Consider the following 14196-nt stretch of genomic DNA (forward strand, 5'->3'; position numbering starts at 1 on the left):
GGGATCTTTACATCGGTTTACGGCAGCGCGGCGACGATAGAGATTTCTACCAGAATGCTCGGCTTGGCCATTTTCGCTTCAACGGTGGCGCGGGCCGGTGCAGCGCCTTTTGGCAGCCACTGATCCCACACCGAATTCATCCCGGCGAAGTGTTCATCGATGCCGTTCAGGTAAATCGTCGCCGACAACAGGTGCTGCTTGTCGGTGCCGGCCAGATCAAGCAAACGCTCGATATTGGCGAGAACGTCGCGGGTCTGCTGTTCAATCCCGGCGTTGAAGTCATCGCCGACCTGCCCGGCCAGATACACGGTGCCGTTGTGGCTGACGATCTGACTCATGCGCTCATTAGTGAGCTGGCGCTGGATTGACATGTTTTGCGGACTCCTGAATTTTGTTGCCGTAACGGGAAATATCGAGGCCTTCGGCACTGATCTGTGGCTTTTTCTTCGCCATCAGGTCGGCCAGCAAGCGACCGGAACCGCATGCCATGGTCCAACCAAGCGTGCCGTGACCGGTGTTGAGGAACAGATTCTTGAACGGCGTGGCGCCAACGATCGGCGTGCCATCCGGGGTGGTCGGACGCAGACCGGTCCAGAAGCTCGCTTCGGCCAGATTGCCGCCCTGAGGATAAAGGTCGTTGACGATCATCTCCAGGGTTTCGCGCCGACGCGGGTTGAGCGACAGGTCAAAACCGGCGATCTCGGCCATGCCCCCGACGCGGATGCGGTTGTCGAAACGGGTGATTGCGACCTTGTAGGTCTCGTCGAGAATGGTCGACGTCGGAGCCATCGCCGGGTTGGTGATCGGCACCGTCAGCGAGTAACCCTTCAATGGATAAACCGGGGCCTTGATGCCCAGCGGCTTGAGCAATTGTGGCGAGTAGCTGCCGAGGGCCAGCACGTAGCGGTCGGCGGTTTCCAGCTTGCCGTCGATCCACACGCCGTTGATGCGATCACCGGCGTAGTCGAGTTTCTGGATGTCCTGACCGAAGCGGAATTCGACACCGAGTTTCACGGCCATTTCGGCGAGGCGCGTGGTGAACATCTGGCAGTCGCCAGTCTGGTCGTTCGGCAGACGCAGGGCACCGGCGAGGATGTCAGTGACGCCCGCCAGCGCTGGTTCGACGCGGGCAATGCCAGCGCGGTCGAGGACTTCGAACGGTACGCCGGATTCTTTCAGTACGGCGATGTCTTTCGCGGCGCCATCAAGCTGCGCCTGAGTGCGGAACAGCTGGGTCGTACCGAGGCTGCGGCCTTCGTAGGCGATGCCGGTTTCAGCGCGCAATTCGTCGAGGCAGTCGCGGCTGTACTCGGACAGACGCACCATGCGTTCCTTGTTCACCGCGTAACGGTTGGCGGTGCAGTTGCGCAGCATCTGCGCCATCCACAGGTACTGATCGATGTCGGCGGTGGCCTTGATCGCGAGAGGGGCGTGACGTTGCAGCAGCCACTTGATCGCCTTGAGCGGTACACCCGGCGCAGCCCACGGCGAGGCGTAGCCCGGCGACACTTGGCCGGCGTTGGCGAAACTGGTCTCCATGGCCGCGGCTGGCTGCCGGTCGACCACCACCACTTCAAACCCGGCACGGGCCAGATAGTAAGCACTGGCGGTACCGATGACGCCGCTACCCAAGACCATTACACGCATTTTGTATCCCTCATCGCGGCAGGGCCGCGCACGTCTGTTGTTAGAGCAATGATGCGCGCAGTGTAAAAAAGAAATGCCAGTGCTTTTCACTATATAAGCGCCTATATTTGGCGACAATTCTCGGCAAAAACCCTTTTCACGGAGGCGCATCCCCTATGCGTACCAACACTCAGACCAAACGTGAGCTGGACAAGATTGACCGCAACATCTTGCGGATCCTGCAGGCGGACGGGCGGATTTCCTTTACCGAACTGGGCGAAAAGGTCGGGCTCTCGACCACGCCGTGCACCGAGCGCGTGCGGCGTCTGGAGCGCGAAGGGATCATCATGGGCTACAACGCCCGGCTGAATCCGCAGCACTTGAAGGGTAGCTTGCTGGTGTTTGTCGAGATCAGCCTCGACTACAAATCCGGCGACACTTTCGAAGAGTTCCGCCGCGCGGTGCTGAAATTGCCGCACGTGCTGGAATGTCATCTGGTGTCAGGGGATTTCGACTATCTGGTGAAGGCGCGGATTTCCGAGATGGCCTCGTACCGCAAGCTGCTGGGCGACATTCTGCTGAAGCTGCCGCATGTGCGGGAGTCGAAGAGTTATATCGTGATGGAAGAGGTGAAAGAGAGCCTAAACCTGCCGATTCCAGATTGAGATGTGTGGCTGATGCCATCGCCAGCAGGGCTGGCTCCCACAGGTCCAGTGGTGAACACAAACAATGTGAACACCTGCAATCCCTGTGGGAGCTAGCCCTGCTAGCGATGCAGACGACTCGGTTTATCCAGCTAGACCAACACCTGCCGATTCGCCGCCATGTACTCGAATATCTGCTTCTCGACCCTTGGATGAATCAACTCCACCGGCCGCCGCTCATTCGGGCAGGGCAAGGTTTTGGTCGTACCGAACAACCGGCAGATCAGCGGCCGCTCTTCATACACCGTGCAGCCATTCGGCCCCAGATGCACACAGTTGAGCTCTTCCATCGCCGCATCCTGCTCAGCGCGGGTCTTGCGCGGCAGGCGGGCCATTTCTTCCGGCGAGGTGGTTACCGGGCCACAGCAATCGTGGCAGCCGGGCACGCACTCGAACGAGGGGATCTGCTGGCGCAAGGTGCGGACTGTCTGGCTGTTGCAGCTCATCGAAACGGTAACCGAGGTGAATTAGGCGACAATTGTGCCGCAAAAGCCGTGATCCAGACACCGCAGCCCGACCAGTGTTGCCCCCGTTCGGGCGTGCGGCTTATGCTCCGTCAAATTTTCTCGACACCCCGTCTCAGGATCACGCCCATGACTGCCCGCGCCCACTCCCCCGCGAGCCAACCTCACGTTGCCTCTTACTACGCCGCCAGCAGCCTGCCGCAGCCGGATCATCCGCTGCTGCAAGGCGAAGTGCTGGCCGACGTCTGTGTGGTTGGCGGTGGGTTTTCCGGGTTGAACACGGCGCTGGAACTGGCCGAGCGCGGGCTCAGCGTGGTGTTGCTGGAAGCGCACAAGATCGGCTGGGGCGCCAGCGGTCGTAACGGCGGACAGTTGATTCGCGGCGTCGGGCATGGCCTCGATCAGTTCGCCAACGTCGTCGGCAGCGACGGCGTGCGCGAGATGAAACTGATGGGCCTGGAAGCGGTGGAAATCGTTCGTCGGCGCGTCGAGCGCTTTCAGATTGCCTGCGACCTGACCTGGGGCTACTGCGACCTGGCCAACAAAGCTTCCGACCTCGATGGCTTTGCCGAGGACGCCGAAGAACTGCGCGGCCTCGGCTATCGCTACGAAACCCGCTTGCTGCAAGCCAGCGAGATGCACACGGTGGTCGGCTCCAAGCGCTACGTCGGCGGCTTGATCGACATGGGTTCCGGCCATCTGCATCCGCTGAATCTGGCCTTGGGCGAGGCGGCAGCGGCGCAGCAACTGGGCGTGCAACTGTTCGAGCATTCGGCGGTGACGCGTATCGACTACGGCCCGGAAGTCAAAGTCCACACCGCCCAAGGTTCGGTGCGGGCGAAGACGTTGGTGCTTGGCTGCAATGCCTATCTGAATGATCTGAATCCGCAACTCAGCGGCAAGGTTCTGCCCGCCGGCAGCTACATCATTGCCACCGAACCGTTGAGCGAAGAGCAGGCGCACAACCTGCTGCCGCAGAACATGGCGGTCTGCGACCAACGCGTCGCACTGGATTACTACCGGCTCTCGGCGGATCGTCGCTTGCTGTTCGGCGGTGCCTGCCATTATTCGGGGCGCGATCCGAAAGACATCGCTGCGTACATGCAGCCAAAAATGCTTGAGGTATTCCCGCAACTGGCCGGGGTGAAGATCGATTATCAGTGGGGCGGCATGATCGGCATCGGTGCCAACCGTTTACCGCAGATTGGTCGACTGAATGATCAACCGAATGTGTATTACGCCCAGGCTTATTCAGGCCACGGGGTGAATGCCACGCACCTGGCGGGCAAGTTGCTGGCCGAGGCGATCAGCGGGCAACACAGTGGCGGGTTTGACCTGTTTGCCAAGGTGCCGCACATCACCTTCCCGGGCGGCAAGCATTTGCGCTCGCCATTGTTGGCGTTGGGGATGTTGTGGCATCGCCTTAAAGAGTTGGTCTGATCTTTTTCCAGTGAATTTGAAGGCCCAATCGCGAGCAGGCTCACTCCTACAGTTGAAATGCGTTCCCCTGTAGGAGTGAGCCTGCTCGCGATGAGGCCCAAAACGACCATACAGATCTCAGATCCGCCAGAACGGCTTCAACCCTTCCTCCTGCGCTTGCTCACGCGTCAGCCCGACGTCCTTGAGCTGATCCGCCGTCAACGCCAGCAACGCCCTGCGCGTGTGCAGACGATGCCACAGCAGATCCCAGCGACTCAGGCCGGACGGTGCGTTGCGCATAATCTCATTGCGCGCACGATCCTTCTGCCCTGCCGCCAGTTCCTGACTGTGTAACGTCAGCCGCACATCGCTCAAGCCGTTCATTTTCGATACTCCTGTTTACTTGGGTAGCCAGAGATTCCATGATGCGCGGGCGACAAAAATCGTTACAGATTCAAAGCAACTGTATTAACTCCATACAGATTTGCCGCTCTGAAGACTGAATTGTCGATTTTTGCCGCATCTGTACTGGTTTAACGAATCATCTGCACCGAGGCAGCGCCATGACCCTCTACGTAAACCTCGCCGAATTGCTCGGCACGCGTATCGAACAAGGCTTCTATCGCCCTGGCGACCGGCTGCCGTCGGTGCGTGCCTTGAGCGTCGAACACGGGGTCAGCCTGAGCACGGTGCAGCAGGCCTATCGCATGCTCGAGGACAGTGGCCTGGCCACGCCGAAACCCAAGTCCGGCTATTTCGTCCCGGTCGGGCGCGAGCTGCCGGAGCTGCCCGCCGTCGGCCGACCGGCGCAACGGCCAGTGGAAATTTCGCAGTGGGATCAGGTGCTGGAATTGATTCGCGCGGTGCCGCGCAAGGACGTCGTGCAACTGGGGCGCGGCATGCCCGACATCAGCTCGCCGACCATGAAACCGTTGCTGCGTGGCCTCGCGCGTATCAGCCGTCGTCAGGACATGCCCGGCCTGTATTACGACAACATCCATGGCACCCTCGAACTGCGGGAACAGATCGCCCGATTGATGCTCGATTCCGGCTGCCAGCTGAGCCCCAGCGATCTGGTGGTCACCACCGGTTGCCACGAAGCGCTCTCGACCAGCATCCACGCGATCTGCGAGCCGGGCGATATCGTTGCGGTGGATTCGCCAAGCTTCCACGGCGCCATGCAGACCCTCAAAGGCCTGGGCATGAAAGCCCTGGAAATCCCCACCGACCCGCTCACCGGCATCAGCCTCGAAGCGCTGGAACTGGCGCTGGAGCAATGGCCGATCAAGGTCATCCAGCTCACTCCGAACTGCAACAACCCACTCGGCTACATCATGCCGGAGTCGCGCAAACGCGCCCTGCTCAACCTTGCGCAACGCTTCGACGTGGCGATCATCGAGGACGATGTGTATGGCGAACTGGCCTACACCTATCCGCGTCCGCGCACGATCAAATCCTTCGACGAAGACGGCCGCGTGCTGCTGTGCAGTTCGTTTTCCAAGACCCTGGCGCCCGGGCTGCGGATTGGCTGGGTTGCACCGGGTCGTTATCTGGAGCGTGTGCTGCACATGAAATACATCAGCACCGGATCCACCGCACCGCAACCGCAGATCGCCATTGCCGAATTCCTCAAATCCGGCCATTTCGAGCCGCATTTGCGGCGGATGCGCACGCAATACCAGCGCAATCGCGACATGATGATCGATTGGGTCACGCGCTACTTTCCGGCGGGCACCCGCGCCAGCCGTCCGCAGGGCAGTTTCCTGTTATGGGTGGAATTGCCGGAAGGTTTCGACACGCTGAAACTGAATCGCGAGTTGCTCGACCAAGGCGTACAGATCGCCGTCGGCAGCATTTTTTCCGCCTCGGGCAAGTACCGCAATTGCCTGCGGATGAACTACGCTGCCAAACCTACGGCGCAGGTTGAAGAAGCGGTGCGCAAGGTCGGTGAAACCGCGATCAGATTGTTGGCCGAAGCCGACTGACCTTTTTCCACAGACCAGCGTCCATATGCCGACCTTTGCCGCCAACCGGAACGATCCTACGTGAGCTTCAGACAGCCCCTATTCGCTTTGCTGTTATTCACCTCGTTCCTCAGCGGCTGCGCCAGCCTCGATGTGCCGCGCGAGCCGAGCCAGGCGTTGCCGGCGTCGAGCTCCAGTTTCGGCCGTTCGATTCAGGCGCAAGCCGCACCGTATAAAGGGCAATCCGGCTTCCGTCTGTTGTCCAACAGCACCGAATCTTTCACCGCCCGCGCCGAGTTGATCCGCCATGCGCAGGTCAGCCTCGACTTGCAGTACTACATCGTCCATGACGGCATCAGCACACGGATGCTGGTGGACGAATTGCTCAAGGCTGCCGACCGGGGCGTGCGCGTACGCATCCTGCTCGACGACACCACCAGCGACGGCCTCGACCTGATCATCGCCACGCTGGCAGCCCACCCACAGATCCAGATTCGCCTGTTCAACCCGCTGCATCTGGGCCGCAGCACCGGCGTCACGCGCGCGGCTGGACGGTTGTTCAACCTGTCGCTGCAACACCGGCGCATGCACAACAAACTGTGGCTGGCCGACAACAGCGCGGCCATCGTCGGCGGGCGCAATCTGGGCGATGAGTATTTCGACGCCGAGCCGAATCTGAATTTCACCGACATCGACATGCTCAGCGTCGGCCCGGTCGCCGAGCAGCTCGGACACAGTTTCGACCAATACTGGAACAGTGCGCTTAGCAAGCCGATCGACGAATTCCTCTCCAGCAAGCCAACCGCCAAAGACCTGCAGAACACCCGCACGCGCTTGGAAGAATCCCTGGAAGAAACCCGCAAACAGAATCACGCGCTGTATCAGCAGTTGATGACTTTCACCACCGAACCGCGCATGGACGTCTGGCGCAAAGAGCTGATCTGGGCTTGGAATCAGGCGCTGTGGGATGCACCGAGCAAGGTCTTGGCCAAGGATGAACCGGATCCGCAATTGCTGCTGACCACGCAACTGGCGCCGGAGCTGCGTGGGGTGAGTAAAGAGCTGATCATGATTTCGGCGTACTTCGTGCCGGGTCAGCCAGGCTTGGTTTACCTGACCGGACGTGCCGATGCCGGTGTCGCGGTGAGCCTGCTGACCAACTCGCTGGAGGCCACCGACGTGCCGGCGGTGCATGGCGGATATGCGCCGTATCGCAAGGCATTGCTCGAACATGGTGTGAAATTGTATGAACTGCGGCGCCAGCCTGGGGATAACTATGGCAGCGGGCCGCATGTGTTTTACAGCAAGTCGTTTCGCGGCTCGGATTCCAGTTTGCACAGCAAGGCGATGATCTTTGATCGCCAGAAGTCGTTCATCGGCTCGTTCAACTTCGACCCGCGCTCGGTGTTGTGGAACACCGAAGTCGGGGTGTTGGTGGACAGCCCGGAACTGGCCGAGCATGTGCGTGAACTGGCCTTGCAGGGCATGGCGCCAGCGCTGAGCTATGAGGCGAAGTTGCAGGAGGGCCAGATCGTCTGGGTAACCGAAGACAATGGCCAGATGCATACGCTGGCCAAGGAACCGGGGAGTTGGTGGCGCCGCTTCAATGCGTGGTTCAGCACCACCGTCGGCCTGGAACGCATGCTTTAAAAAGCAAAAGATCGCAGCCTTCGGCAGCTCCTTCAGAACGAATGCATTTCAACTGTAGGAACTGCCGAAGGCTGCGATCTTTCGATCTACGCAGCCTCGGTCACTGGGCCAAACGCGCCCTGACGCAAAAGAAGCAGAACCAACCCGAACGCCCCGATCGCCATCAACAACGGCAACGCATGCCCGTTGATCCACTGGCTTCCCGCCCCCGCTGCCAGCGGTCCGACGAGGCAGCCCACACCCCACAGCTGCGCGATATGCGCATTCGCCCGCACCAGCGCATCGTCGCGATAACGCTCGCCAATCAGGATCAGCGACAGTGTGAACAAGCCACCGGCACTCGCGCCGAACAACACCCACAGCGGCCAGATCAGCAGCGTATCGAGCAGTAGCGGAATCGCCAGGCTCGACAGCATCAGCACCACCGCGCACCCGGCAAACAGCGTGCGTCGCGACAGGTAATCGGCCAACGCACCTATCGGCAATTGCAGCAGCGCATCGCCGACCACCACGGTGCTGACCATCGCCAAAGCGATTTCAGCGGTGAAACCCTGTTGCAGGCAATACACCGGCAACAAGGTCAGGATCATCGCCTCGAACGCCGCAAACAATGAGACCGCCCATGCAATCGCTGGCAGTTCGCGGGCAAATCCCCATAGATCGCGGAACGTCACGCTGTTCGCTTCACTGCTCGGCGCACCGCTACGACCCAGCAACAGCAACGGCGACACCAACAGCAGTCCGACGCCGACCCAGAACCCGTAATCATGCTCGGTGCCCAATGCGCCCAGCAGCAACGGACCCGAGAGTTGGCTCAACGCATAACTGCTGCCATACAACGCCACCAAACGACCGCGCCAGTGCTCGACCACCAGTTGATTGATCCAGCTCTCGCCGAGGATGAACACGATGGTCAGGATCACGCCGATCATCAGGCGCAGCACCAGCCAGATCGGGTAACTCGGCAACAGCGCCAGCAAGCCAATCGACAGCGCCCCGGCCCACAGGCACAGGCGCATCAGGTTGGCCGTGCCAAAGCGCGCCGCCAGATGACTGGAAATCTTCGCGCCCAGCAACACGCCAATGGCCGGCATCGCCGCCATCACACCAATGGCGAAGGAACCGTAGCCCCAACCCTCCAGGCGCAACGAAACCAGCGGCATGCTGACCCCCAGGGCCAGGCCAACACTCAAGACAGACGCCAACACGGCGAAATACGTCGCCCAACGCATGGTCCACGCTCCTGTGGATTATTTTTATGTGCACCACAAAATCACTGTGGGAGCGAGCTTGCTCGCGAATCCGGTTTCACAGTCAGCAATTCTGCTGACTGATACACCGCTTTCGCGAGCAAGCTCGCTCCCACAGGGGATCTCTGTATGGTTCGGGAACCGGACTGAGTCAGGCTCCCTTAACGGCTTACAGCTTGATCCACGTCGCTTTCAGTTCGGTGTACTTGTCGAACGCGTGCAGCGACTTGTCGCGGCCGTTGCCCGACTGCTTGAAGCCGCCGAACGGTGCGGTCATGTCGCCGCCATCGTACTGATTGACCCACACGCTGCCGGCACGCAGGGCCTTGGCGGTCAGGTGCGCCTTGGAGATGTCCTGGGTCCACACTGCGGCGGCCAGGCCGTACGGCGTATCGTTGGCGATCTGGATGGCTTCTTCAGCGGTATCGAAAGCAATCACCGACAGCACTGGCCCGAAGATCTCTTCCTGGGCGATCTTCATCGCGTTGCTCACACCGTCGAAAATCGTTGGCTCAACGTAAGTGCCGCCGGTTTCCTGAAGGATGCGCTTGCCGCCAGCGACGAGCTTGGCGCCATCGCTGTGGCCGGATTCGATGTACGACAGCACGGTGTTCATTTGCTGGGTATCCACCAGCGCACCGACGTTGGTCGCCGGATCCAGCGGGTTGCCCGGTTTCCAGGTTTTCAGCGCCTCGATCACCATTGGCAGGAATTTGTCCTTGATCGAACGCTCGACCAGCAGACGCGAACCGGCAGTGCACACTTCGCCCTGGTTGAAGGCGATGGCACTGGCGGCGGATTCGGCTGCAGCCTGCAGATCCGGCGCATCGGCAAAGACGATGTTCGGGCTCTTGCCACCCGCTTCCAGCCAGACGCGCTTCATGTTCGACTCGCCGGAGTAGATCATCAGTTGCTTGGCGATCTTGGTCGAACCGGTGAACACCAGCGTGTCGACATCGTTGTGCAGGGCCAGCGCCTTGCCAACGGTGTGACCGTAGCCCGGCAGCACGTTGAGCACGCCTTTCGGAATACCGGCCTCAACGGCCAGTGCGGCGATGCGGATGGCGGTCAGCGGCGACTTTTCCGACGGCTTGAGGATCACCGAGTTACCGGTCGACAGCGCCGGGCCGAGTTTCCAGCAGGCCATCATCAGCGGGAAGTTCCACGGCACGATGGCGCCAACCACACCCACAGGCTCGCGAGTCACCAGACCCAGTTGATCGTGCGGTGTAGCGGCGACTTCGTCGTAGATCTTGTCGATCGCTTCACCGCTCCAGCTCAGCGCTTGCGCCGCGCCCGGAACGTCGATGTACAGCGAATCGCTGATCGGCTTGCCCATGTCGAGGGTTTCGAGCAGGGCCAGTTCTTCGGCGTGCTGCTTGAGCAGACCGGCAAAACGGATCATGGTGGCTTTGCGTTTGGTCGGTGCCAGGCGCGACCAGACGCCGGAATTGAAGGTAGCGCGGGCGTTTTCCACGGCGCGCTGGGCATCGGCGGCGTCACAGCTGGCGATCTTGCCGAGCAGACGGCCATCGACCGGGCTGATGCACTCGAAGGTTTCGCCGGAGACGGCGTCGGTGTATTCGCCATTCAGGTAGGCGCGGCCTTCGATTTTCAGGTCGCGGGCACGTTGTTCCCAGTCGGCACGAGTCAGGGTGGTCATTCGGGTGTCCTCCTCTATTGAATACGGGCGCCGCGATCTTCGCGGACGTCTTCAAGAATTCTGCCCGGCCAGCCTGCATTTCGGCCCGAGGCAACCGCCACCCTAAACCAGCGGCCGGGGTTGTTTCAATATATTTGACATAAGGTGGCCATACGGCCTTGCGGTGTTGATTTTAATCAACATAGACTTTGGCCCTTTCCAGCCAATCGCGCCGTATTCACAGGGGATAACAACAATGAACATCCAGAACGTCGTCGACATCAGCCTGACCAGCAGTGAAGCCGAACGCTATCGCCCGGACCCGGCCAAGGTCCTCAAGGGTGATCCTGAACAAGCGGTGTTTCACCAATACGAAAGCCCTTGTGGGCAAATGGGCGTTGGCGTGTGGGAAGGTGCGGTGGGTCAATGGACGGTGAATTACACCGAGCATGAATATTGCGAGATCCTGCAGGGTGTTTCGGTACTGCGTGATGGCGAGGGCAATGCCAAGACCTTGCGTGTGGGCGACCGGTTCGTGATTCCGGCAGGCTTCCGTGGCACTTGGGAAGTGCTCGAAGCGTGCCGCAAAATCTATGTGATCTTCGAACAAAAAGCCTGAGGCGGTATAACTATCTACCGCACTCGGCAGTTCTTGTCGGTTGATTATCAATCGGCATCTCGATTCACGAGGTGCCTTGATAATCACTCTGCCGCAAGGAATGCAGCATGGCCAATGCCACGACTTACACCGACGCCCAAGTACTCGACCTGATCAACTCGGTCATCGGTACGCAATACTCCGAAGCCTTGCGCCAGCAAGTGGAAGACACCACCGGACGCCCTACCCGCCCGTGGGGCAATTACGTGGCGACCTATGACTCGCGCGCTGAGCGCATCAATCTGAACGTCAACACCGATGACCGGATCATCTCGATCTATTTTGGTTAAACGTCGCTGACGTAACGTTTCTTCAGGCAACAAAAAAGGCCCGTATCGTGAGATACGGGCCTTTTTCGTAAGTCAGGAAAAATCAATTACTTGATTTTGCCTTCCTTGTACATCACGTGCTTGCGAACAACCGGATCATATTTCTTGATCTCGATTTTGTCCGGGGTAGTACGCTTGTTCTTGTCGGTAGTGTAGAAGTGACCAGTACCGGCGCTCGAGATCAAACGAATCAATTCACGCATGATTAGCTCCCTTAAATCTTGCCATCGCGGCGAAGTTCGGCGAGCACGACAGTGATGCCACGCTTGTCGATGATACGCATGCCTTTGGCAGATACGCGCAGACGCACAAAACGTTTCTCTTCTTCAACCCAGAAGCGGTGATGCTGCAGGTTCGGCAGGAAACGACGACGGGTTTTGTTGTTTGCGTGGGAAATGTTATTCCCAGTCACCGGACCCTTACCGGTAACTTGACATACTCTCGACATGCCTCAGCCCTCTAAAACCACATGCCCAACCCGGCATGGGTTGGCCGCTTAATCTCTCAGTCATTTGGCGCCAGGCGCCGCGTTTCTTTAGAGGTCTTACCGGCTACACCTACAGTGAAGGAACCGGGCCCCTAGAAAAGAGCGCTGCTTTATACCAGAAAGACTGAGGTGCAACAACTTTCCGTGTGCAATCAATCCACAAAAAGGCGTTTTTCCAGCCTGCGAACGCCTTGGATAAAGGCTGGCACAGACTTTTACCACTCGTCGCAGAAAATCACTTCTACGAAGGTTGCAGACTTTTTGCGAGGCACCGCGGTCTGAAAAACTGCCATCACTGTGCCCTTAAAATGCAAAAAGGGGATAGTCATTTGTAATCCAGCCCTCTAGGGTAGGCCTTTTCCAGACTGCACTTGCAGATGGGCCTTCGATCTGTAAAAGGAAACCGACCATGCGCCTCGCTGCCCTACCCCTGTTGCTCGCCCCGCTCCTGCTGAGCCCTCTGGCCCAGGCCGCCGCGCTGAGCGTCTGCACTGAGGCCAGCCCGGAAGGGTTCGATGTGGTGCAATACAACTCGCTGACCACCACCAACGCTTCGGCCGACGTGCTGATGAATCGTCTGGTGGACTTCGACACTGCCAGCGGCAAAGTCGTGCCGAGCCTGGCCGACAGCTGGGAAGTCAGCACCGATGGCCTGACTTACGTGTTCAAGCTGCATCCGCAGGTAAAGTTTCACACGACCGATTACTTCAAGCCGAGCCGCGAGCTGACCGCCGAAGACGTCAAGTTCAGCTTCGACCGCATGCTCGACCCGGCTAACCCGTGGCACAAGGTCGCGCAGAGCGGCTTCCCGCACGCGCAATCGATGCAGTTGCCGGCGTTGATCAAGAAGATCGACGCCCTCGATCCGCTGACCGTGCGCTTCACCCTTGATCATCCGGACTCGACGTTCCTCGCCACACTGAGCATGGGCTTCGCTTCGATCTACTCCGCCGAATACGCCGACAAACTGATGAAGGCCGGCGCGACCGACAAGCTCAACAGCCAGCCGATCGGTACCGGCCCGTTCGTGTTCAGCCGCTTCCAGAAAGACGCGGCGATCCGCTACAAGGCCAACCCGGACTACTTCGGCGGCAAACCTTCGGTCGATCCGCTGATCTTCGCCATCACCCCGGACGCCAACGTGCGCCTGCAAAAGCTGCGGCGTAACGAGTGCCAGATCGCCCTGTCGCCGAAACCACTCGACGTACAAGCGGCGCTGAAGGAGCCGACGCTGAAAGTCGAAAAGACTGACGCCTTCATGACCGCTTTCGTCGGCATCAACAGCCAGCATCCGCCGCTGGACAAGCCGGAAGTGCGTCAGGCGATCAACCTCGCCTTCGACAAGGCCAACTACATCAAAGCTGTGTTTGAAGACACCGCCGAAGCCGCCAACGGTCCTTACCCGCCGAACACCTGGAGCAACGCGAAGAACCTGCCGGGTTATCCGCACGATGTCGCCAAAGCCAAGGCGCTGTTGGCTAAGGCCGGGCTGAAGGATGGCTTCCAGACCACCATCTGGACGCGCCCTTCGGGCAGCCTGCTCAATCCGAACCCGAGCCTGGGCGCGCAGATGTTGCAATCGGATCTGGCGGAAATCGGCATTCAGGCGGAAATCCGCGTGATCGAGTGGGGCGAGCTGATTCGCCGGGCCAAGGCTGGCGAGCATGATCTGCTGTTCATGGGCTGGGCCGGCGATAACGGCGACCCGGACAACTTCCTCACGCCGCAGTTTTCCTGCGCGGCGGTCAAGTCCGGCACCAACTTCGCACGCTACTGCAATGCTGATCTGGACAAGCTGATCAGCGCCGGCAAGACCACCAGCGAACAAGGTGTGCGTACCAAGCTGTACGAGCAGGCGCAGGCGCAGATTCAGCAACAGGCGCTGTGGCTGCCGCTGGCGCACCCGACTGCCTATGCGCTGACGCGTAAAGACGTGCAAGGTTATTCGGTGAGCCCGTTTGGCCGACAGGACTATTCCAAAACCAGCGTCAATCCATAAGCGG

15 protein-coding genes are annotated in these 14196 nt (G+C 59.7%); 7 read left to right on the plus strand and 8 right to left on the minus strand.

The annotated features are described in order from the left end of the window. Nucleotides 1-17 precede the first annotated feature (17 nt). Complete coding sequence (locus AC3Y64_RS27365; RefSeq protein ID WP_053125004.1) at nucleotides 18-371, minus strand: RidA family protein; 354 nt, start codon at nucleotides 369-371, stop codon at nucleotides 18-20. After that, a complete protein-coding gene (gene dadA, locus AC3Y64_RS27370; RefSeq protein ID WP_489985870.1) occupies nucleotides 346-1647 on the minus strand; it encodes a D-amino acid dehydrogenase in 1302 nt (433 codons plus the stop codon). Before dadA ends, AC3Y64_RS27365 begins: the two co-directional genes overlap by 26 nt. Before the next feature lie 155 nt (nucleotides 1648-1802). Here dadA and AC3Y64_RS27375 point away from each other — a divergent pair, with 155 nt between their 5' ends. After that, complete coding sequence (locus AC3Y64_RS27375) at nucleotides 1803-2291, plus strand: Lrp/AsnC ligand binding domain-containing protein (RefSeq protein WP_003206849.1); 489 nt, start codon at nucleotides 1803-1805, stop codon at nucleotides 2289-2291. A 131-nt stretch (nucleotides 2292-2422) separates the two neighbouring features. Here AC3Y64_RS27375 and AC3Y64_RS27380 read toward each other — a convergent pair whose 3' ends face one another. After that, nucleotides 2423-2776 carry a YkgJ family cysteine cluster protein gene (locus AC3Y64_RS27380; protein ID WP_038359217.1) on the minus strand — a complete coding sequence of 118 codons (354 nt, stop codon included), beginning with the start codon at nucleotides 2774-2776 and terminating at the stop codon, nucleotides 2423-2425. A gap of 147 nt (nucleotides 2777-2923) precedes the next feature. On the opposite strand from AC3Y64_RS27380, the gene AC3Y64_RS27385 reads away from it, so the two are divergent. Then, nucleotides 2924-4234, plus strand: a complete 1311-nt coding sequence (locus tag AC3Y64_RS27385; protein WP_489985871.1) for an NAD(P)/FAD-dependent oxidoreductase — start codon at nucleotides 2924-2926, stop codon at nucleotides 4232-4234. A gap of 117 nt (nucleotides 4235-4351) precedes the next feature. Here AC3Y64_RS27385 and AC3Y64_RS27390 read toward each other — a convergent pair whose 3' ends face one another. Continuing rightward, nucleotides 4352-4597 (minus strand): DUF1127 domain-containing protein, encoded by a 246-nt coding sequence (locus tag AC3Y64_RS27390; protein WP_489985872.1) that lies wholly within the window; start codon nucleotides 4595-4597, stop codon nucleotides 4352-4354. Between the two features lie 179 nt (nucleotides 4598-4776). Between AC3Y64_RS27390 and AC3Y64_RS27395 the strand changes: the two genes are divergently transcribed. Further along, the gene (locus AC3Y64_RS27395) at nucleotides 4777-6198 is read left to right on the plus strand and encodes an aminotransferase-like domain-containing protein (protein ID WP_489985873.1); all 1422 of its coding nucleotides are present in this window, start codon (nucleotides 4777-4779) and stop codon (nucleotides 6196-6198) included. A 60-nt stretch (nucleotides 6199-6258) separates the two neighbouring features. Further along, nucleotides 6259-7827: a phospholipase D-like domain-containing protein gene (locus tag AC3Y64_RS27400; RefSeq protein WP_489985874.1), complete on the plus strand. Its 1569-nt coding sequence runs from the start codon at nucleotides 6259-6261 to the stop codon at nucleotides 7825-7827. A gap of 86 nt (nucleotides 7828-7913) precedes the next feature. Here the strand turns inward: AC3Y64_RS27400 and AC3Y64_RS27405 are convergent, their stop codons facing one another. Together AC3Y64_RS27405 and AC3Y64_RS27410 are read right to left on the minus strand one after the other, a co-directional pair. After that, nucleotides 7914-9059, minus strand: a complete 1146-nt coding sequence (locus AC3Y64_RS27405; protein ID WP_489985875.1) for an MFS transporter — start codon at nucleotides 9057-9059, stop codon at nucleotides 7914-7916. Between the two features lie 187 nt (nucleotides 9060-9246). Continuing rightward, a complete protein-coding gene (locus tag AC3Y64_RS27410) occupies nucleotides 9247-10740 on the minus strand; it encodes an aldehyde dehydrogenase (protein WP_041071948.1) in 1494 nt (497 codons plus the stop codon). A gap of 235 nt (nucleotides 10741-10975) precedes the next feature. Between AC3Y64_RS27410 and AC3Y64_RS27415 the strand changes: the two genes are divergently transcribed. Then, on the plus strand, nucleotides 10976-11338 hold the full coding sequence (locus AC3Y64_RS27415; RefSeq protein ID WP_489985876.1) for a cupin domain-containing protein: 363 nt from the start codon (nucleotides 10976-10978) through the stop codon (nucleotides 11336-11338). A 107-nt stretch (nucleotides 11339-11445) separates the two neighbouring features. Next, a complete protein-coding gene (locus AC3Y64_RS27420; RefSeq protein ID WP_489985877.1) occupies nucleotides 11446-11667 on the plus strand; it encodes a hypothetical protein in 222 nt (73 codons plus the stop codon). Between the two features lie 86 nt (nucleotides 11668-11753). Here the strand turns inward: AC3Y64_RS27420 and rpmG are convergent, their stop codons facing one another. Then, entirely contained in the window at nucleotides 11754-11909 is a 156-nt protein-coding gene (gene rpmG / locus AC3Y64_RS27425) for a 50S ribosomal protein L33 (protein WP_016772554.1), read from the minus strand. 11 nt (nucleotides 11910-11920) lie between these two features. Beyond that, nucleotides 11921-12154, minus strand: a complete 234-nt coding sequence (gene rpmB / locus AC3Y64_RS27430) for a 50S ribosomal protein L28 (protein WP_007920377.1) — start codon at nucleotides 12152-12154, stop codon at nucleotides 11921-11923. Nucleotides 12155-12602: 448 nt separating this feature from the next. Here rpmB and AC3Y64_RS27435 point away from each other — a divergent pair, with 448 nt between their 5' ends. Then, nucleotides 12603-14192: an ABC transporter substrate-binding protein gene (locus tag AC3Y64_RS27435; protein ID WP_489985878.1), complete on the plus strand. Its 1590-nt coding sequence runs from the start codon at nucleotides 12603-12605 to the stop codon at nucleotides 14190-14192. The last annotated feature ends 4 nt before the right edge of the window (nucleotides 14193-14196 follow it).

This window comes from Pseudomonas sp. 4CAES_32.4, from assembly GCF_058136335.1.